This window comes from Paenibacillus alkaliterrae (genome assembly GCF_021532375.1).
GTDB lineage: Bacteria > Bacillota > Bacilli > Paenibacillales > Paenibacillaceae > Pristimantibacillus > Pristimantibacillus alkaliterrae.
Genome location: NZ_JAKGAP010000008.1, coordinates 79,064 through 100,616, shown reverse-complemented (window position 1 = coordinate 100,616; position 21,553 = coordinate 79,064). Strand labels below are relative to the sequence as shown.

Sequence of the window (21,553 nt, the reverse complement as noted above, 5' to 3'; positions counted from 1 at the left end):
AAAGCAGCATAAAAGAAGTATGCTGACAATCATTAAAATTAATCCTATAGCTCCAATATCTATTGGAATCACGGCTGCGTATGGATTTCCCGATGCATAATTAATATTTGAGCGATATCCCAACAACGCACCCGAACGTGTCCCACTGCTCATAATGGGTCTAATATCTAAATAGTCATCGCTTCGTTCTTTTTTAGGCTATCTGTTTTTTCTCTATGTCGCCGAAACAGCCTCCCCCAAAGTAAAAAAGGACTGGCCCAAGGTCATCAACGATGACCTTGGGCACAGCCCCTCCGTTTCTTCTCTATGTGCATTACTCTGCATTACTCTGCATTACTCTGCCTTATTCGCTTGTTTGAACGCGCTTGTGCGGCCTGCTTTCACTGATACTCCAGCTGTATCCGTACAAGCAGCGAGTCGTCGCCCGCAAACGGCTCATAGCTGGCCCGGTAGCCAACGGCTACGTTCACGTTCTGGAAGGCCGTTTTCAGAGCCTCCGGGAAACGTTCGCCTTGTTCAAACCGGAATTCCAAGCTCGCGGTGCGAGATTTAAGCGCCGATTGGATAACGGTTCGCAGCTGCTCCGTGCTTGAGACCGTGTGTTCCGGCTCGAGCCAGTGCAAGCCGAGCGCCATCTTAAGCTTACTGTAGCGTTCCCGCTCTGTTGCCGCCCCTTGCTGCTCAAGCTCTTGAATAATATCAGCATACTTGGTGTCGGCAGCAGGATATGTCTTCGTCCATTGATGATCTGCGCGCAGCTCCCCGTCTGTCTTCAAATAATAATTGTACCGGATCGTTCCATCGCTGGATTTGACCACGGGCGCAGTCGGCTTCTTGCCTTCAGCCGGTTTTGTGATCGGGTCATCCCACGTCAAATCCAGATGGTACCATCGGCCGTCCAGCTGAACCATGTTCCAGGCGTGTTCGCCCGTATTTACCGTGCCTTCCGCAATAAGCACCGGAATGCCCGCTTCCTTCAACATTTTATAACCCAGCAGGGCATAACCCTGACACACCGCTTCTCCGCGAATGACCGCCGCATAAGCCGTATAATGCGTCAAAGATTGATCATATTCCACATTCGTGACGATCCAATCATGTATCGCTTTTATCTTTTCATGGTCATTCATATCCTGTTCTAGTATAGCTGCCAGTGCCTTTTTCACCTCTCGATCCACAACGGCGGTTTGCTCCTTCGACTCGCGGTACCTGGCCTCGAACGAAATTGTAGATTTGTTGCCCCAGCTTCGGATCGTATAGATATAAGATTCGAGAATATAAGCAGAATAATCGTCATGCTTCAGTGCCGCTCGAATGACCTCTGTCATTTTATCCGACAGCTCCTGCTTGTCTCCTGTATACGTAATGGAAAAACGCTCGGACCGGGCCTGGAATTTGTCCGCAATTTCAAGCTCCAGCTGCTCAAGCTTATTCGGCTGCTGCACCGCGACCACCTCATCTGATTCTGCCGCTGCGGGAAACAAGTCAATCTTCAAATCGAGACTGACCACTGCTATAATGATGACGGCCATAATCAGCAGCTTCGATACGGCTTTATTCATAAAGACCTCCTAAACTTTATTCCATTATACTATTTTCAACATCTTTCATCTTAATTAATACGGAGGCGCGTGCATAAAGTTTTTTTGAAAATTACGATTTATATCAGTTAAACTAGAGATGCATAGGTTTTTTCAGGTCCTATTAAGCTTGCTGACATAATAGCGTTGCTCCTGTGAGATGAAATGGACGAATCTAACTGGAAAAGTTCCCGCTAAACTTGCTTCATCAGCGAGTAAGTTTGGCCTAACTGGGAATTATCCCGCTAATATGGTCAGTTTGCCGATTAGAAGCGATTATTCTGGTGAATAACGCCTGGTTTTCCCGTTAATTGCTTTAATAAAGCGTGTTTGAGACAATTAACAGGAGTTTTTCCAGTTCATGCTGTCGGTTCAGTCGAGAACTCGCGCAAATGATTAGTTCAACTTATAAAGTTGGGTGTATCGTTTCCATCATATGTTCAAGAAAGCTCTTTCATGCCTTATAGCAAGCATCATCTAAAAGTAGAAAAGAGGCACTGCTGCGCTGCGCCTCCATTCATTCCTGCCTTATCTTAATCGTCCTCGGGAAATTGCAGAAGCAGCAGTCACGGAGCAAACCCCTGTTGACTTAAATAGATCTGATCTTCTGGAAAAAGGCTTAGCAATCTATCATATACGATCCGATAAGCCGCAGGGTTATACCATTCCTCCAAGCCGAGCTGTTCATATAACGAAAAGATGCCCAAATTGCGGGTTCGCGTACCGCCGCTGCCGTCTCCCATAAAATAATCGTCTACACATACGCGATCAACCCTTGATTTAAGCAATCCCGGGAACGCTTCACTGCTCGGCAGAACCGGAGCGATCGTTGCCTGTGTCGGCACGCCTGCTTCCGCCAGCAGCTGCAGCGTCTTAAGTCTGGCGCCGATTGGAGGAGCGCCCGGCGTAAATATTTTGCGAATATCCTCCCGATCCGTCTCTACGGTCATGCTTACCCTAACTTTATCCTTCAACAGCAGCAAAATATCAATGTCTCTGACAACAAGCGGACTCCGGGTTTGCACAAACAAAAAATCGGGCGGATCCTCCGCCATTACCTCCAGCAGCGCTCTCGTCACTTTTTCCTTATGCTCGACAGGCTGATAGGGGTCCGTGCTTGAGGACATGAATATCGTGACCTTCCCCTTTGCCTTAGCTCTGCGAAGCTCCTTGCTCAAGATTCCGGCAGCCTCCTTCTTGATGTCCACCCAAGTTCCCCAATCGGCCTTGCGGAACAGCGAGACCGGCATTTGCCGCACATAGCAGTAGGAGCAGCCAAACGAGCAGCCCGTATACGGATTCAAGGAATGGCTATAATCAGTAAGAAAACCCGTTCCCTTATTAAGCAGCGTCTTCGGGTATTTGTAGAAAAATTCAGTTCGGATCATGAGGCATGGACCGGGCTTCCTTCATTCGACGTTCCTACCTGTTCCAGCCTCAGCAGCTTCGTCTTCATATCCAGCCCTCCGCGGTAGCCGGTTAGCGAGCCGTTTTTCCCGATTACCCGGTGGCAAGGCACGGTGATCAGAACCGGATTCGCGCCGATTGCCGCACCAACCGCGCGTACCGCAGACGGTCTTTGAACATGCTCCGCAATATCCGAATAGGATTGCGTTTGTCCGTATGGAATTCGGCAGAGCGCGTTCCACACCGCAAGCTGAAAGGTTGTGCCGCGGAAATCGAACGGAACGGTGAAGTTTTGGCGTTTTCCTTGCAAGTACTCGATCAGCTCCGCCTCATACGGCTGCAGTTGTTCATCATTTTGAATCCAATCGCTGCCAGGGAAACGATTTTGGCCCCATTCGGCCAATTCAGCAAACGGCTTGTTCTGCGAGCCTACGTAACAAAGCCCCTGTGACGTTGCCGCTACATACATGCGCCAATCCTCATGAGTCAATAACGACCAGTATATCGTCGGGTTATTTTTGACTTCCATCATACGATACCTCCGTAATGGATTTGTTTCTGTATAATTGGCGGTAGTCAGCGGGCGTATGGCCGGTTTTCTTTTTGAACAGCGTTATAAAATAAGAAGCATTCGGCAACCCCACAGACAAACCGATATCCGCGATCGTTTTATCCGAATGGATCAGGTACTGCTTCGCCTTGTCCATTCTCGTTTGCTGAGCATATTCGACGGGCGTCATTCCTTTGATTTTCTTGAAAGTACGGTGCAAATGATAAGGGCTTCCGTGACACATATCGGCCAACGTTTCCAGCGTCAGCGTCTCGCTATAATTCGTATCGATACATTGCGTAATTTGAGCTACCCAATCGATATCAGGCAAGCGCCCGCCGGTTGGCTTGCATCGTTTGCATGGGCGAAAATGGGCCGACAGCGCTTGCTCCGCATTTTTAAAAATACGAACATTCTCCATCTTCGGCTCCCTGGACTTGCATGACGGCCTGCAAAATATTCCCGTCGTCTTAACCGCATATATAAACCTGGCATCGTAAGCGGCATTATTATCAATAATCGCCCGCCACTTTTCTTCGGTCAATCGTTCCTCTTCAAAAGGCAGCATTGCGCTCTCACCTCCATTTCCATTATAGCCTCAATGTTCTACTTCTGTACGCATTTGAGAATGTAATAGCAAGATAACGAAACTGCGTGATCTCTTTTTATGATAAAACTAACGTAGAGATATGTTCTCGGGAATGGAGGGTTTTTATGTCGGAGAATGAGGTGTATCCGCAATGGGAGGATCATGGTCATACGTTAAAATTGTTTGTTCCCCAGCCATTCAGCTTTGCCGAAAATATGAAATACCTGTCTAACGCTCCAAACGAATGTTTGTTTCATATCAAAGAGCAGCGGCTTTACAGAGCGATTCCGATTGAAGGAGAAACGCTTGTCATTGAAATTAGCTCGGATCATGACCATTCGATAACCGTTCGTTTTATGGGAGATACAGCGCCTTCCTGCGAAAGAGTGCGCAGCGCCGTCGTCCGATATGTCAGAGACTGGTTTGATTTGGATACCGACTTGCTTCCTTTTTACAAATTAGCCAAATCCGATCCGCTTCTGCACAGGGCCGCCGATTCATTCCATGGACTGCGGGTCATAGGCATTCCCGATTTATTCGAGGCGATCTGCTGGGGCATTATTGGGCAGCAAATTAATCTTACTTATGCCTATACGTTGAAAAGACGCTTCGTCGAACGCTTCGGACGTCATGTGTCATGCGAGGGGGAATCGTATTGGCTGTTTCCTTCTGCACAAGAGATCGCCGTATTGGCCGTCGAAGATTTGGCAGAGTTGCGAATGACGGTTAAAAAATGCGAGTATCTTATCGGGACAGCCAAGCTGATCGCTGAAGGTCGGATGAGCAAAGAGCTTCTAACGGCGGCTGGCGATTTAAAAACGGCTGAAAAGCTGCTCGTCAACCTGCGCGGCATTGGACCTTGGACAGCTAACTATGTGCTAATGCGCTGCTTGAGAATGCCTTCCGCTTTCCCCATCGACGATGTCGGCCTGCACAATGCGATTAAATATGTAATGGGCACCGAGAAGAAGCCGTCGAAGGAAGAAATTTTGAAGCTGTCCAAGGCATGGACGGGTTGGGAATCCTATGCCACTTTTTATTTGTGGAGATTCCTCTATTAAAACAAAAGCGCCCGAAACCAGAACTCCCGACTTAACGAAAGCGTCCTTCGCAGAAGATTTTTATAAAACCCGTTTGTGAACGCACTATGATGGATTTATACAGTAACTTCACGCTCCTTTGCCCTGTTTGGCGCGCTATGATGGATTTATACAGTAACTTTACGCTCCTTTGCCCTGTTTGGCGCGCTATGATGGATTTATACAGTAACTTCACGCTCCCATGCCTCGTTTGGTGCGCTATGATGGATTTATACAGTAACTTCACGCTCCCAAGCCTCGTTTGGTGCGCTATGATGGATTTATATAGTAACTCTTCGCTCCCAAGCCTCGTTTGGCGCGCTATATGTGTAGAAAAAAAGCCGAGCAAATTTCAGGAATGAATACCTGAATTTCTCTCGACACAACCGTACTTTTATGAAGTTTAATGTTTAAACAGGATTCAAGCATTCTTTTAATTTCCATCTTTTTATTTCCACAGCATAATTGTCTTTATCTCATACGGTTTAAACGTTAGCACAATCGGATCTGTTTTCACGTCCTCGACTTCCGGACGTTCCAACAAATCGCATTCGCGCCACCCCTTTATTTGAATACCCGTAGTCAATTCAACGGATCCGCGGATCCCTGCATATTCATGCAGTCGAATGACCATCGCCGACTCATTCTCCGCTTTCTTGACCGCATCGATCATAATATGATCCGAAGATAGGGAGATAAGCGAGAACGGTTGAGCTGCTGAAGCCTCCCCTCTCATGAAGGATGCTCATTATTCAGTTCCCATGCGGCCTGTACGGTTGCGCCTTCGTACCAGTCTCCGCCATGAGGATGCAGCGCATACGTAAACTCATGTTGGCCTTGATCGGCTCGGTCATCCGGAATAAGCGCCGACTTGATTAACGTTAGACGCATAATGTGATCTTTAATATCATAGCCGTATTTACAATCATTCAGCAAACTGACGCCGTATCCACGCTCCAACAGATCCGCCCACTGGTGACCAACGGTTTCAAACCGGGCGTAATCCCAACTGGTATTCCAGTGTGTCGGTCGTTTCACGTTTCCAAACTGAATATCGTACGTCGCTTCAACAGATCGAATATGCACCGGAAAAGCTACCTTCAGCAGCTGTCGGTGTTCATGCCAGTCAACCGAGGTGCGGAAGTCGATCCTTCGGTTGTTCGCATACACGACGAGCCTCTGCACAATCGTGGAGTCCATATAGGACCACTCGAACCGGATGACGGCCCTGAGCGCTCAGATTTCTTCCGGAATGATGCTCGTACACATGCTAATCTCGCGTTTCTTTTCCTCATAATATAGATCGATGTCCCATGCCTCATGCCGGGACTTCGGTTTATCCTCGAACACCTGAAACACATTTCCGCAGGACCCCGGTTCCAATACCGATCTGACGAATGCTTTATCGTAAATCCCCGTTAGCTGCCCTGCCTCGTTCCAATCGATACGATAAAACGGCGTCTCCAATCGTTTCCCCTCAAATAAAAACGGGCATGTCATCGGTTGGGTCTTTAGATCGCGGACAAACTCTACGGACTTGAAGCCCATGGATGGAAGTCCTTCCGCCTGAACCAGCCATTTGTCTGAAGCCAGTTCAGCACAAAGCTCGTTCCCTGCTTCATCAATCCATCCTCCGCCTGTATCTTCTCCTTGGAGAGGCAGCTCGAGGACGTCGTTTCTTACCCATGGCGCAGAATTAAATAACGTATATGCGGAGCCCTCTTCCGAGCCGGGTTTGCGCAATTCGCTCTCGGATGCAGCACGGACCGCTGCTGCTATCTTCTCCGCTTCCTCGTACTCTACTCTGCTATCTTCGTAAACTTCACGGATGGAAGAACCCGGGATAATATCATGGAACTGATTGCGCATTAAAATAGTCCAACCTGCAAGCAGATCCTCCCGGCGGTATTCCCGCCAATCATTCGACATCATACACAACATGGCGCTGAGCCATTCCACTTCACGGTACATTAGCTCCAGCTTACGGTTGGCTCGTTTGGTATAGGCCTGACTCGTATAGGTGCCGCGATGAAGCTCCAAGTACAGCTCCCCGTCCCAAGTATGCACATATTCTTCCGATTCTCCGACTCGCCGTACAAGATCGTCGAAGTAGTCATCTGCCCGGCCTGTCGTCACGTTCGGCAGACCCGGCATGCGTTCCAGCCGCCGCCTCATTTCCAGCATGTCTCGGTTCACGCCTCCTCCGCCGTCTCCGTAGCCGTACGCCAACAGAAGCTTCCTATTCAACGCTTTATCCCGATACGTATCCCAAATTCCTTGAACGGTCTCCGGCGTCACGGTACCGTTATACGTATAGAAGAATGCGCCATTTTCTGTCCGGCTCGGATCCGGCGTCGTGATGAAATGGGTGAGCATTTCCGTACCGTCTATGCCCCGCCACATAAAGGTGTCATGCGGCATCCGATTATACTGATTCCAACTGATTTTGGTTGTCATGAATGCTTCAATACCCGATTTTTTCAAAATTTGCGGCAACGCCCAGCTGTATCCGAATACGTCAGGCAGCCATAAATACTTGCACTCTATGCCGAATTCTTCTCGAAAAAATTGAATTCCGTAAAGTAACTGACGGACCAGCGATTCCCCGGAAGCGAGATTGCAATCGGCTTCCAGCCACATGGCGCCGCCCGCTTCCCATTGACCTTCTTGGATCCGTTCACGGATAGCGGCGTAAATTTCAGGGTAATCCACTTTCAGATAAGCGTATAGCTGAGGTTGAGTTTGAAGGAAAATATAATCAGGGTACGATTCCATGAGACGAAGCACGGTCGAAAACGAACGCGCCGATTTTTCCCGGGTATGCTTCAACCTCCACAGCCACGCGACGTCGATGTGGGTATGTCCGATACATTGAACCGTTATGTCGTTCATCTTCGGCATCGCGCCAAGGCGTTGGTTCAGCTCATGCGACGCCCGTTCCACAGACCGATAAAATTCATCCGAACCCGGTCGAGACCAGTCCAGCACTTTGACGGCTCGATCGAGCGCTTGCAGAAGATCAAGATGGATCGTGCTGTTTGGCGCCAACACCTTGACCGTTTCTAAAACGGCCGTTCCGGTATAATACAAATCATCCGTAGGTTCATCGATCCATGCGATTTCTGCCTGCTGAAGCTGATGCTCGATATCACCGGAAGGCAGGTATCCGTTCAGGCCGGTCCAGAGACGAACATGCAGCGAGATACGACTGCCGGCAGAATCCTGCGGCAACAGAACTTCCGTATGATTCGTATCGATGCCTTGATAGGGCGCACCGTTAACAAACAACAAGGACTCAAATCCGCTGATATTGCCTCGTCCGGTTACGCCAAAATTAAAAAGCCCCACCGGCCGCAGGTCCTTCCACGTTGACGGCATCTCTATCTCCATGGCCAGCCAAATGGTTTTGTCCCTCCCGTTCCATCTGTCTCCGATGCGGACTTCGCTCCATTCGCCGCTGTCGCTCGGATACGTTCCGATCGCTCCCTCGGTATCCTCTTGAAAGCGCATTTTTGTGAACGGTATGATCTCCCGATACCGGAAACCATTGAGTTCCTTTAATCGCTGCTCCAATTTCTCTATCGTCCAGAACACAGCTGCAAACCTCCTTCTGATCTTACTGCATTTTCTTTGGCCATTCCCAAACCTTGAGATCATCGCTCCATGCGATGCCGATGCAGGCATGCGTATCGAAGATAACCTCTTCATCCTTAGGCCCCGTGCCATGATAAAACATCACATATTTTCCGATTCCCTGCACATGTTTGCAATCCAGAACGAAGCCTGCCGTTACTCTTCCTTTCGCCCATTCCCATTCGGATTGGCCGAACGTTAATAAGCCTTCATCATGACTCCAATGTTGCAAATCGTTCGAACGCATGACGCCGATTCCGTTGGGCGGGGAATGAAACATGATATATTGCCCGTCATCGTGAAGGATGCAAACATTTTCACCGGCATGCTCGTGGCCGTAATATTGCCATTCCTCCAAATCGTACGACCATGAAAGGCTGACACCGTTCTGTTTATAGAAGCACCACCATTTCCCCGGCTCTTCCACGCTTTCCACCAGATATGGGTCGATCATCCTTCCCATGTCCTCCACCGGGATATGCGGTCCTTTAACGCGCAGCAATTTCGGCTCTGACCATTCGACAAGATCAAAGCTCTCCATTGTCCATAATCGCGAGTCGGCATTTCCATATTTCTCTCCGTTTGGTCGCGGGTAGCTTTGCAAGCACATCATCCACCGGTCATTATGACGAATAACGTTACCCGGACTGGAAAAATTGAATTTTCGGCTTCTCGGCGTCAGACGCCTTGGAGGGCTCCAAGTTATGAAGTCCTTGCTTGTGCTTTCTGCGGTATACATATACACGCCGCCGTCAGACTCCGTCTCGACAAGGGTATAATATAGATGGAACGTACCCTTATGAACTAAAGCAGTCGGATCGCGATATGCGATCCGACTGCTTCCTTGGAGCAGGACAGGCGACGGAATGGCCGATATACTTATCGTCACGGCTTTCATCCCCCTACGATTTCTTATCCTTTTAAAAAATCAAGTACCGGTCGAATCCGAAGCTCCCGATCGAACTCTACTTTCAGAATGGCCGGCCTTTCTTGAAACGGCGCATGCGGACTATTCCCAAAAAATGTACTGTACCATTGACCCGCCATATCTTTAAAAAACATATTGTGTCCGCCGTGCGGAATAGCCAAATACCGGTCTCCGTATGGTCCATATACATGTTCCGCGCTGGCTACGAAGCAGTGATATGCACCATCGATAAATTCCGCACCGGCAAGATGGTAGCGTCCATGCGCTTTGAATAGGAACGTCCCTTCAAAGCCTACATGCTCCGCATTCGACGGCTGTAACAAGCGCAGTTCCTCCGCCAGTCCAGTCATGGATTCATTCATGCGGGCGATCTTGCCGTTATCGTAGAGAAAGTACACGGATCCATCATCGTCTTGGAATAAGGAAGCGTCGATATGTTCACTTATCGGAGCTTCTCCTCTAATATTATCCTCGTATGGGCCTTCGGGACGCCCGCTAACACTTTTCAACAGTCCATTTCCCAGCCTCGGAATGCTATACGCGATCCAATAGGTATTATCTAAATAATGAATCTCCGGCGCCCAAAGCGGGCGGAAGGGCGCGCCATCGCGCTGCCCGACCTCCTTCTGCCAAGTTCCATCGCGGTCGATGTTCCACACGGTGGACCGTTTGCGCGGCTCCGTGACAATCGGCGTCCACTCCTGCAAGTCTGCAGACTTCCATACCTGTACATCTCCGGTTACGCCCCACCAGTCCGGGTATCCCGTTGTGCCGGTCAGATAATACCAGCCGTCTCCACCTAAGCAGATGGAAGTATCGCGAACGGGATAATCGAACAAAGGCCGGAGTGACGTCGGTAAAAGATTGTTCTCTCTCATATCCATTACTCCGATGCGCGAGCGTTATAGGAAGCATTAATTTCCTCAATGATTTTATTCAAAGTGGTATCGTTTTTTAATGTTTCGACATGAGCGTCCCAATCGCCGATCGATTTGTTGCCCAAAATGATCTTGATTTTTAAATCCTGCGTCTTCTTCCGAATTTCAGGCAAATACGTTTGCGCCGTCTCGGAATATAAACCGACACTGTAATCCGGCACGCTGGATTTGGTACGTTCTTCCTGAATTTTGCCGAAAGCTTCTTTCATTTCATCCGGGTGATGGTCACCATAGGAACTAGCGTACGGCCCGTGTTTGAAGACGATTTGATTGTAATTGGCAATACTGTCTACTGCAAATTTTTCTTCAATAATGACTTTCTTGCCGTTTTCAACCTTATGGTGTACGCCTTCGATTCCCCACTGTTGGATTTCATACGCTTCATCCGACATCCACGTGTTCAGCATAGATAGAATGCGCTTCATCTTCTCCTCCGGAACAGATTTGGGAATCGCAAGCATTCCGTTGAAGCCTCCCGCTCTTGGATTGTAACCGTTAATCGATGTGAGCGGATACAATACTTGGTAATCCACATCAGAATTCGATGCGCTCATGGCGGATAAATACTCGGAAATGGAAGCCCCTTTCTCCACGATCATGCCTGCATTTCCTGCTTTATAAAGGTCAACGGACTGACTGGAACGGAGAGATGCGAAATCGGCAGGCAGCAGCTTATCTTTGTAGGCACGGGCCAAATACTCGAGAGCCTGCCTCGTTTCAGGAAGAGTATCGACATACACCAACTGATCGTCAACCAACTTCCACTCTACGTTTCCGCTTGAACCGTTAGCTCCTGTAAAGCTGCTAATGAATGGAGAGAAGTTCCCCATATTGTCCGGATTCACATAACCAGAGAAACCGACCGTCTGACCGTTTCCAGCCATATCATTTTCGACAAACGCTTTCATGACTGCGTACAGTTCATCCGTAGTCGTTGGCAGCTCCAGGTTTAATTGATCCAACCAATCCTTCCGGATGGCGAAGAACGTTTCACCCTCGGTCGGACGCGGACGAGGTACGCCGTAGTTTTTTCCGTCTTTCATTTTCGTAAGGTTCCAAGCTGTCTCTGAGATGGATTGGGTAAGATTCCCATAATCTTTATAATAAGGCGTTATGTCCCAGAATGCTCCCTGCTCAACACCGGTACGGAATACAGAAGAGAACGGGTCCCTTACCAGAACCAATTCCGGCAGATCGCCGGAAGCGACGGTGACGTTAAAACGATCCTCGTAATTGTTGACGGAAACCCACTGGATGTCCAGTTCCGCGTTAAGCGCTTCCTGCATTCTCTGCTGCACTTCGCCGCCCTTATCCGGAGGAGTGTCTTGGAAGAAATGCGACATGATCGATACTTTGAGCGGTTCTTCCTTCGCCGGAACGCTGCCGGCATTACCTGAGCTGCTTGTGTTATTATTCCCTTTCGTGTTCTGACTGTTCTGATTGTTCGACGAGCAGCCCGCCAATACAACTGACAATGCGATGAGTACTAGAAACGACGTTTTCCACCAGCTATTTCGATTTACTTTAAACATACTTACGCCTCCCTTAAATTTTTTCTATATGCTGAAAGAATCTCCAATCATGAGGACTCTGCTCAACCTTTTACGGAACCTACCATTACGCCTTTAGCGAAATGCTTCTGAAGCAGCGGATATACACACAGAATCGGTGTAACGGCGATAACGACGGCCGCCATCTTCAGCATCTCGCTCGGCGGCGGCTGCTGCGTTAATCGATCCTCCATCAACGCTCCAGCGGCCGAATCGGAAATAATATTTTGCAGAACGAGTTGAATCGGCCATTTCTGATAATCGTTTAAATACAATAACGCGTTGAAGTACATGTTCCAGTACATGACGGCATAGAACAGACCAAATGCGGCAATCGCCGGCAATGCCAAAGGAATAATGATGCGGGCAAAGACCGTCAGATCGTTACAACCGTCGATCTTGGCCGCTTCTTCAAGCGCATCCGGGATGTTGTCGAAGAAGCTCTTCATCAGAATCACGAACCATCCCGCGGATAAAGAGGGGACTATAAGCGACCAAGTACTGTTAAGAAATCCTAACTCTTTCACGACAAGATAATTCGGAATGATTCCAGGATTAAACAATATGGTGAACAGAATTAGAAACAGAATAATTTTTCTGCCGGCCAATCGTTTTCTAGAAATCGCATAAGCCAGCGACGCGGTGACCATTAGACTGCAAGCCGTACCTACAGTAGCTAGGAACAGACTGTTGCCTATCGACCGCATGAAAGACTTGTTATTCAGCAAATACTCATAAGAGGCAAAAGACCATTTGGTCGGAAATAGAACCAATTTGCGCTGTAAATAATCTGTCGGATCAGAAAACGATACGACAACCACATAATAGATTGGAAACAGCGTTACAATAGCTACAACCGCGAGAAACGTGATGTTCGCTGCATTAAACACCCGATCCCCTAAATTTTCCCGCATATACGGTCACCCCCTGGACTAAAATACGCCTTCTTCGCCCATTTTTTTAGACATATAGTTTGCCATGACGACAAGGATCAAACCGATCGCCGATTTAAATAGTCCAACCGCCGTACTGAAACTGAACTGTCCTTGCTGAATCCCCATTCGATACACGTACGTTTCGAACACCTCGGCCACGTTGCTTACGGCACCGTTACCCATGAGAAATACTTGTTCAAATCCGACATCCATAATGTTCCCTAGCTGCAAAATAAATAAAATAACTACGACATTGCGGATGGCCGGCAGCGTAACATGCCACATCGACCTGAGTCTGCCTGCTCCATCCATCTTGGCTGCTTCATACAGCTGCGGGTCGACGCTGGCCATAGCGGCCAAGAAAATGATCGTTCCCCAACCCGCATCCTTCCAGATCGACTGCAAGGTGAGCATTAACCAAAATATTTTCGGTTCGGTCAGAAAAGGATATTTGTCATAGCCTGCCATTTCAATCACTTGGTTAATGACACCTTGCGAAACAGATAACATTAAGAATGTAAGGCTGACTATGATCACCCACGACAGAAAGTGCGGCAAATAGATAATGGTTTGGATAACCCGCTTATAGCGGTTGCTTCGCAATTCATTCAAAAGAAGCGATATAATGATGGGCAATGGAAAGAAAAAAAATAAATTCAGTAAGCTGATGGCCATCGTGTTTCGGAGTAACAACCAGAATTGATCACCTGTAAATAAACGGATAAAATGATCGAAACCCACCCATGGACTTTTTAGTATTCCGATATAGTGGGAATAATTTTGAAAAGCGATGACGATGCCGCCCATCGGCACAAATTTTAAGATCAAGAAAAACAGCAAGCCCGGCAAAGCCAGTAAGTACAAATATCGGTCTCTAAACATTCTTTTACCTAAATGATATTTCTGTCTGGGTATGACTGTTTTTTCATTTGCGGCCGTCACTGTTGAATTCATGCGGTACCTCCTTTGCGTTTGTTGTCTGTGGTCTGCAGTAACCATAAAACACAAGCAAAGTTCCTTCAATCACACATTTTTGCATCTCAAAAAAAAGCAGGCTGCACGGAGCTCCATGCAGCCTGCTGTACTATTTTTGCCATTCTGTATACCTTTTGCAATCTCACTTTTGCCGGCTGTTTTCACGAAATTTCGTAGGGGAAAGGCCTTCCCGCTTTTTGAAAATCCGATGAAAATAGCTTGGTTGGTACCCCACTTGCTGGGCTATATCGTTGACTTTAATTTCTGTGTCCCGGAGCAGCTCCCTTGCTTTATCTAGCCGAACATCCGTTAGAAAATCGATGAAGTTCTTACCCGTTGTTTGCCGAAACGCTTTACTCAACGTATACGAGGTCGTCCCCATCGTCTCGGCGCACATTTCCAATGATATATCGGTTTCGTACAGCTCATGCACCATGTTCATCGTTTGCTCCACCATCTGATTGAAGCGGATTTCATCCCGATTCCCGAAATATTTAAGAAACGGCTCTATGACACCGAATTTCATCTGCGCCAATAATTCTTCAGATTCAGACAGCCCCCCCAATTCTTCATACAAGTCGGTCTTCCCATAGATACGAAACGGATCGATCCCGGCCTCCAAGATACTATGTTGAATGCTCCCGAGAAGATGAAGCATATTTTGCCTCACATTTACTTCCTTACCTTGTTCGGCTAATTCAGCCATAAACTCTCCAAGCAGCCTTTCCACGCTTTCACGTTCTCCGCTTCGTAAAGCATGAAGGATCTGTTTTTCTATCGCAAGCGGATAGTCGATCCGAATTTCAGACTCAAAGGCTTCTAACTTGTCGGCATCGATTATTTGATTGACTGCACCAAGCTCACGGTAGCCGATGGCCCGTTTCGCCTCTTCGAACAGCACATATCCGTCACGCATACTTCGAGATTCAGGACTGACGCTAATCGTAACGTTAATCTTCAGGATTCTGTGGATGGCGTCAATCATGTCTTGGGCCAATTCGAAAACTTGTTTCCTCTGCGAACCCTCGGGAGGAGGCATTACAATCAAGAGTCCGATCCACAGATCATGGAAATGAACGATTTGCACCTGATTGAATTTTGCTGCCGCCAATTCCTCCATCATATTAGCGGCGGCAAACGATACAAGTCCCTGATCACCAGAGGAGAAACGGCCCTCAAGCTTGGAGAAACCTGTTAACTGGACAACCACCGCGCAGATCGTTGCTTCCCCCATTGCCAAGCCGTAGCTATGCATGCGTTCCCGGAGTTCTACTTCCGACATCGCGTACAAATGTCCTTGAACCAGTTGAAGTATGAAACCCTCCCGCAACCGTGGCAATTGCTGCTTCAGACGGGTATTTAAATTTAAACTTTCGTTCGTGGCATGCTCCCACTGCTTACTGATCCATTCAAATTCGTCCTGCGAATCAGTTAAATTGTTGGATGCTGCGTCAAATATACGCTTTAATTTCTCAATTGGCCTGTACAACCACTGCGAAGCAAACCATGACAGTAACAGTGCGATTGTAAGTCCTAAAGCGCTAATCATAATAATGATTTTGGTTACCTCTGCTACCGGTTGTGTAATCGCCGACATGGACGCGGCCGATACGAAAACCCAATTCGAGCCCAGACGATTCATTTCTCCGTAGGATACGGAATATTTTTCACCATGCCAATCCATGACGAATGCGCCGCGTTTATTCTCGAGCGTCATTACTTTTTCCTTGAGCTTCGCATTTAATTCGGAAAATTTTTGGCTGCCGCTATGTCGGATAAACGCGCCTTCCTCGTCCATCAAAAATACGGATCCGTTGTTATACGGATCTAACGTTCCTAAAAGTTGCTGTGTGTTCGACTCGTTCAGCGTCACTTTCAGAATCCCGAATGGACGGGAGATTCCACCTGGTATGCTGTGAGAAACCGTCAGAGATGTGTCCGATAACGTCCAATGAACCGGGCGATTCTCCTCCAGTAATCGCCTATAGCGTTCGAGATCTTCGGACTGCAAGTGAACATATTGTACTGAATTAAATAGATATCCCTGAGGTTCAAGCAAAATGAGCTCCATATCCTGAATGAGCGGATGCGTTCCCTCCATGACAAGCAAGGTTTTATAGAGATCAAAAATCTGCTTGTACCCATTTATAAAGTCCAACTGTTTCAGTTTGTCTCCGAACACCGGGTCATGCGCCCAATGCGTGAGCGTCAATTCCAGATAAGAGAATTGATCGTCAACCGACTTAATCGTTTGGGCCAGCCTGTCCTGATGGATTTGCTGCAGTTCGGTTTCGATTTTATGATTAATAAAGAAATAAATGAAGGAACCGATAATTAAACCAGGAATACAGGTAGTAAATAGAATGGTTATCAAGCTAACCCGGTAAAACTTCCCGCGCCCTGAAGCTTTCATGTTCGTAAAACGATTTTGAATGCTTCGCTTCATCATGCCTGCCCACTTTCCAAGGAATTCACTTATTTGCTTACTTACATGAAACTAAACAAGTTCGGTTTTGTCAACTTCGACATTCAGGTCTAATTTCGGAACTTATGAGTGAGCACCGCAAATGAGCAATTGTTTGTTCAATTTCTGCCAGTTAGATCTAATAGCGGGACTAGGGGCTGCCGGCAAATACATGCGTGTAACATGAAAAAACTCCCCTCACAGCAGCAGGTTTTTATAAATAAACCTGTCTACTGTATGGGGAGCATATCATTTGTTGAGGCAGCCACTTGTATAAACACCAGCCAATCTTCCGCAAAAACGCAATGCTACGGTAAACGAGGATAAATCATGACCTTGATGCTGGTATCCTTCTGCGTTCGCGCCGTTTCGACCGCTTCCTTAATGTCCGACAGCGCGTAACGGTGGGTGATTATTTTCTCGATGTCCACGGCAGAGCGCTGCAGCGCTTGAATCGCCGCCGGATACGTATTCGCGTACCGGAACACGCCGTAAGCGTCGATCTCTGCGTCAATGAGCTGGCCCATATCCATCGGTACCGCCTCGGTCGCGGGCAATCCGACGAAAACGATTCTTCCGCCGCGGTTCACCAGATTGATCGTGTCGGCCATCGCCCTGGCATTGCCCGAAGATTCCACGATTAGGGTAATACCCGCCCCGCCGGTCAGCTCGGCCAGCCGCTCCCCGACGTTCTCGTTCATCGGATCAAGCGCCGCCGTGAAGCCCATGTCGAGCGCCAGCTGCCGACGGTACGGCACGACATCCGTTCCGTATATTTCGGTAACGCCGAACAGCTTCGCCGCCTGTCCCGCGAGCAGTCCGATCGGACCGAGGCCGGTGATCAGCAGCCGGTCGAACGGCTTTACTTTGCCGCGCTGCATGGCGTGAAAGCCGACCGACAGCGGCTCCAGCAGCGCTCCTTCCTCGTAGCTCATCGTGTCGGGCAGCTTGAACAGGTAGGCGCTCGGCATGACGATATACTCCGCCCAGGCACCGTTCACCGGCGGCGTCGCGAGAAATACGACGTCGGGGCATAGATTGTATCTCCCGGATTTACAATAATCGCACTGCCCGCATGTGACGCCGGGCTCCACCGCCACTCGGTCGCCGACCGACAAATTCGACACGTCCTTGCCCACTGCCACGACCTCGCCGGCCAGCTCGTGGCCCAGTACAATTGGCTCTTTCACCACGTAACGGCCGATCTTGCCATGTTCATAATAATGGACGTCGGACCCGCATACCCCGATGCAATACACCTTAACGAGTGCCTCGTTATGCTTCGGAACGGGAATTTCAACCTGCTTGACGGCGATGGACAACGGTTCGTCCATGATCGCCGCATTCATCTTGCCTTGCGGCATAAGCGCTCACCTCTTCTAGAAATATATTTGTGTTACTGGCAGCTATGCGTCCTTCTCACGATGCAAAATAATCGCTCAGAGAGCGGATTCTTCTTCTCTATCTCTGCGTAAAGCGAAACCAGTCGAAGTCGAAGCTGCTGCCCGGCAGGAAGATGAACGTCACCTTCTGCTTCCCCGTTACCGGCTCCAAATCAAATTCCCGTTCTTCGTATCCGTCCGAATGTGTGAACTCCACAAGTTGATTGCTTTCGCCGTTTTCACCTGAAAAACGGATATGGATAGTGTTCTTGTCGATGGGCGATCTCCCGCAGATGATGAGCTTCGAAGCGCCAGCGCCCGCAAAATCCATATGCGCAAATTCAAGGGAGACGTTATTTCCGATGCCTTCCACTCGACTGTCCGCCACAGTAAACGTATCTCCGTATATCCGGTCGCTGGAAGCCGCCGCGTTAGGTTCGAAGGCTCTGTTCTGCCGTTCGAAGGAAAATCCTTTGATATGCACCTTCTTCTGAAGAACGAAGCAAATCGATGTAATCCCGCGCAGTCTCTTACTCAGACGATATGTTTCTTCCTGGTACACGTTCCACTTGGACGGCTTCTGATATACGACGTCGGCCACCAATGCGCTGCCCGGTTCGTCGGGCATCCCTTCCCATATTTGCAGAGCATATTCTTCGCTCGATAAGGCGAAGATCGGCAGCGTCATGGTATCGGAGCCATACGGACCGAAGTCGATACCGCGGAAGCCTACCTGCGTTTCGCCGTCTCTGCTGGTCGCTACGCCTCTATCGTTGCCGTTGCCGACATCCCCTTTGCTGTAATCGTAAAGTCCGGCCGAAATAAAGCCATACGGATCCTTATACGCCGTTCCGAGGCCCGCCGCCTTAAACTCCAGCTGGGAGATGAGCTTCGTCTTATCCGTACCGTTCTTGCTCGTGCAGCGCAGACGGAAAGCGCCGTCGCCGATGGCGGTAATCCTCGCCCCCAGGCCGTTTGCTTCGATCCTGGCGATATTCGAATCGATGCCTTCATCTGTCACGGCACGCCACTCGACCTCCCGATACGTGGTGTTGTCCGGCCAAAGCTTGGTTCGAACGACAATCTCCCTGGTCGATTCGTTGAAGCTTTGTCCCGTATCGCTGACGATTTCGATCTTGCGAAGCGGAATTTCTTCCAATCCGCCGGTCACGCAAGGCAGCTCGCGATTCCTCTCGTTCACCGAAATGCCTTCCGGCGCTCCGCCTTCGGCCGCAACAGCCTCAAATACCGCAGCCTCGGTCTGCATGCCCTCGGAAGATACCTCGATCCGGATCTTGCCCGGCACCAAGGTTGAGACTATGATGGCCATCAGCTTGCCGCTGAACAATCTTCGGCTTAGACCCTTATACGGATCGTAGTCGGTACTGTCTCCATTATCAAGCCCGAGCAGTCGCCCTTCCCCCGTCACCTCGACGCGTACGCGGTTATTCGCGTTCTCGACCGGATTACCGTCGCCGTCCACCATGCCGATTTCCACGAAGATCAAGTCCGTGCCGTCTGCCGTCAGAACCTCTTTATCCGCTTTCAAACGGATTTGTTTCGCATCCCCGAATGTCCTTCTGACATCGGTGGCAATGACACTGCCGGACTCGTCATAGGCGATCGCCTTGATTTCCCCGGCCGCGTAAGGGATTTTCCACCATCCGACGAGCTGCGAGCCGCGCTCATGATCGATATCGTGCATCCCGACCGTCTTTCCGTTAAAAAACAACTCAACCCTCGCAGCATTTGAGCAGACGCGCACATCGATGATCTGCCCGTCATTGAAATCCCAATAGGGAAACAAATGAACCATCGGATGCGTCCGATAATCGGTCCAAGCGGCCTGGTAGATATAATAAGAATCCTTCTTGAACGTGGCCGTGTCGATCTGGCCGAAATAGGAATTTTTGGTGTGGTAAGGCGTCGGCTCCCCAATGTAGTCGAATCCGGTCCACAGAAATTGTCCGAGGGAGAAAGGTGCATCTCTCTCGGCCAGGATGCACGCTTCCGCGGACTTCGCCCCCCAGCTTGTCGAGCTGTTTCCGAGGGCGGAGCATTGCTCGTCGTCGTCGGCAAGGATGGATTTATCGAACGGGAAGTGATAGATTCCCCGGCTCTGGACGACCGATGCGGTCTCGCTGCCGTAAATGATCCAGTCCGGATGCTCTTTATGATGTGCGTGATAATATTTCTCCGCATAATTATAGCCGGATACCTTGACGATATCGGCGCATCGCTGCGCATTCTCCCACGGCATGTAGTTGGAGCCGATCGTCACGCGCCCGTTCTGCTTCGGATCGAATTCAAGCACATAATCCATGAGCATCCTTGTGACATCCATCCCGCGCTCGTCCGCATGCGTATCGTAGATCTCGTTCCCGATACTCCACATCAGCAGGCTCGGATGATTCCGGTCCCGCAGGACCCAGCTGCGCACGTCGCGATACGCCCATTCCTTGAAGAATCGCGCGTAATCGTAAGGCGTCTTGGACCTTTCCCACATATCGAACGCTTCCGAAACGACGAACAGCCCCATTTCGTCCGCCAAATCCATAAGCTCCGGCGCCGGCATATTGTGAGCCGTTCGAATCGCGTTTACGCCCATCTCCTTCAAGATCGCGAATCTTCTTCTCAGCGCATGGACGTTGAACGCCGCTCCCAATGCCCCCAAATCATGATGCTCGCACACTCCGTTCAGCTTCAGCTTTGTCCCATTTACCTGAAGTCCCTGTTCGGGATCGAGTACGATACTTCGGAAGCCGAGATGCTGCGCGATCGTCTCCACATCCCCGTAACGCGGCTCCTCAGCCGGATCGGATGCCAGTCGCTGCAGCCGCGTGACCAGCCGGTACAGATTCGGCTCGTCCGGGCTCCATAGCAACGGCTTGTCGACCGTCAAGGTTTGCCGGTTGTTCTCAACTCCCGCGGCAACCCGCACCGAAGCGGCTGCGACCGTCCGGCCCTGGTATTCGATACTATGCGTTAGCTGCACGTCGTCTTCGATGCGCATGTCCGTGTCGATATCCGCCGACCACGCGCCGCCATACTGCCTGGTCGAGACGTAGATGCCGTCGGAGACGATGTGATTGCTGCCCCTTGTCTTTAACCAGACGTTCCGGTAAATGCCGGCTCCCGAATACCACCGGCTGTTCGGACTTTGATACACAACCTTCACGACGATTTCATTATCCCCTTCGACAACGGAATCCGTAATCTCATGTTCAAAGGAGGAGTAACCGTATTTCCATTCACCCGCCAGCCGCTGATTTACGTATACGGCAGAATCCATATACACGCCGTCGAAGCATAAAAAAAGCCGCTCTCCACGCCGGATCTCTTCCTTCCTTCGAATCAACTTCTTGCGGTACCAACCGATACTGTTCTCATAAAGCTCCAAGGTGTTGTAGATCAGCCAATCGTGGGGAAGATCGACCGGCTCGAAGCGCAGGCCGGCACTGTCCGCAGCGTCCAGGCCGCTCTTTGCAAATTCCCATCCGTCATTAAAAAGCTTTTTCCTATTCATAGCCGCTGAGCCCGCTT

At 49.5% G+C, this 21,553-nt stretch carries 13 protein-coding genes and 2 pseudogenes; 1 reads left to right on the top strand and 14 read right to left on the bottom strand.

The genetic code is table 11. The features are described 5' to 3' along the window. Positions 1-380 precede the first annotated feature (380 nt). The 4 genes from L1N85_RS04870 to L1N85_RS04855 form a co-directional block, all read right to left on the bottom strand. Positions 381-1,562, bottom strand: coding sequence for a transglutaminase domain-containing protein (locus L1N85_RS04870; protein ID WP_235235485.1), 1,182 nt, complete (start codon positions 1,560-1,562; stop codon positions 381-383). A gap of 584 nt (positions 1,563-2,146) precedes the next feature. Next, the gene (locus L1N85_RS04865; protein ID WP_235235551.1) at positions 2,147-2,965 is read right to left on the bottom strand and encodes an SPL family radical SAM protein; all 819 of its coding nucleotides are present in this window, start codon (positions 2,963-2,965) and stop codon (positions 2,147-2,149) included. Next, positions 2,965-3,516 carry a methylated-DNA--[protein]-cysteine S-methyltransferase gene (locus L1N85_RS04860; RefSeq protein WP_235235549.1) on the bottom strand — a complete coding sequence of 184 codons (552 nt, stop codon included), beginning with the start codon at positions 3,514-3,516 and terminating at the stop codon, positions 2,965-2,967. The genes L1N85_RS04865 and L1N85_RS04860 overlap by 1 nt, the downstream gene beginning before the upstream one ends. After that, positions 3,500-4,105 carry a bifunctional transcriptional activator/DNA repair enzyme AdaA gene (locus L1N85_RS04855; RefSeq protein WP_235235482.1) on the bottom strand — a complete coding sequence of 202 codons (606 nt, stop codon included), beginning with the start codon at positions 4,103-4,105 and terminating at the stop codon, positions 3,500-3,502. The genes L1N85_RS04860 and L1N85_RS04855 overlap by 17 nt, the downstream gene beginning before the upstream one ends. A gap of 146 nt (positions 4,106-4,251) precedes the next feature. Here L1N85_RS04855 and L1N85_RS04850 point away from each other — a divergent pair, with 146 nt between their 5' ends. Continuing rightward, a complete protein-coding gene (locus L1N85_RS04850; RefSeq protein ID WP_235235480.1) occupies positions 4,252-5,187 on the top strand; it encodes a DNA-3-methyladenine glycosylase family protein in 936 nt (311 codons plus the stop codon). A 466-nt stretch (positions 5,188-5,653) separates the two neighbouring features. Here the strand turns inward: L1N85_RS04850 and L1N85_RS04835 are convergent. The 10 genes and pseudogenes from L1N85_RS04835 to L1N85_RS04795 all read right to left on the bottom strand — a co-directional run bounded on the left by L1N85_RS04835 (position 5,654) and on the right by L1N85_RS04795 (position 21,536). Beyond that, positions 5,654-8,799, bottom strand: a pseudogene (locus L1N85_RS04835) (alpha-mannosidase). 22 nt (positions 8,800-8,821) lie between these two features. Beyond that, positions 8,822-9,727: an exo-alpha-sialidase gene (locus L1N85_RS04830; RefSeq protein WP_235235472.1), complete on the bottom strand. Its 906-nt coding sequence runs from the start codon at positions 9,725-9,727 to the stop codon at positions 8,822-8,824. A 23-nt stretch (positions 9,728-9,750) separates the two neighbouring features. Continuing rightward, entirely contained in the window at positions 9,751-10,644 is an 894-nt protein-coding gene (locus tag L1N85_RS04825; protein WP_235235471.1) for a family 43 glycosylhydrolase, read from the bottom strand. Positions 10,645-10,649: 5 nt separating this feature from the next. Next, the gene (locus L1N85_RS04820; RefSeq protein ID WP_235235470.1) at positions 10,650-12,236 is read right to left on the bottom strand and encodes a type 2 periplasmic-binding domain-containing protein; all 1,587 of its coding nucleotides are present in this window, start codon (positions 12,234-12,236) and stop codon (positions 10,650-10,652) included. 62 nt (positions 12,237-12,298) lie between these two features. Next, on the bottom strand, positions 12,299-13,168 hold the full coding sequence (locus tag L1N85_RS04815; protein ID WP_235235468.1) for a carbohydrate ABC transporter permease: 870 nt from the start codon (positions 13,166-13,168) through the stop codon (positions 12,299-12,301). Between the two features lie 18 nt (positions 13,169-13,186). Then, entirely contained in the window at positions 13,187-14,143 is a 957-nt protein-coding gene (locus tag L1N85_RS04810; RefSeq protein ID WP_235235466.1) for an ABC transporter permease, read from the bottom strand. Positions 14,144-14,306: 163 nt separating this feature from the next. Continuing rightward, positions 14,307-16,613 carry an AraC family transcriptional regulator gene (locus L1N85_RS04805; protein ID WP_235235464.1) on the bottom strand — a complete coding sequence of 769 codons (2,307 nt, stop codon included), beginning with the start codon at positions 16,611-16,613 and terminating at the stop codon, positions 14,307-14,309. A 323-nt stretch (positions 16,614-16,936) separates the two neighbouring features. Beyond that, entirely contained in the window at positions 16,937-17,563 is a 627-nt protein-coding gene (locus L1N85_RS27500; RefSeq protein WP_328285153.1) for a zinc-binding dehydrogenase, read from the bottom strand. Between the two features lie 15 nt (positions 17,564-17,578). Continuing rightward, positions 17,579-17,962: pseudogene (locus L1N85_RS27495) on the bottom strand (alcohol dehydrogenase catalytic domain-containing protein); the annotation flags it as partial. A gap of 127 nt (positions 17,963-18,089) precedes the next feature. Further along, positions 18,090-21,536, bottom strand: coding sequence for a glycoside hydrolase family 2 TIM barrel-domain containing protein (locus tag L1N85_RS04795; RefSeq protein WP_235235460.1), 3,447 nt, complete (start codon positions 21,534-21,536; stop codon positions 18,090-18,092). Positions 21,537-21,553: the final 17 nt, after the last annotated feature.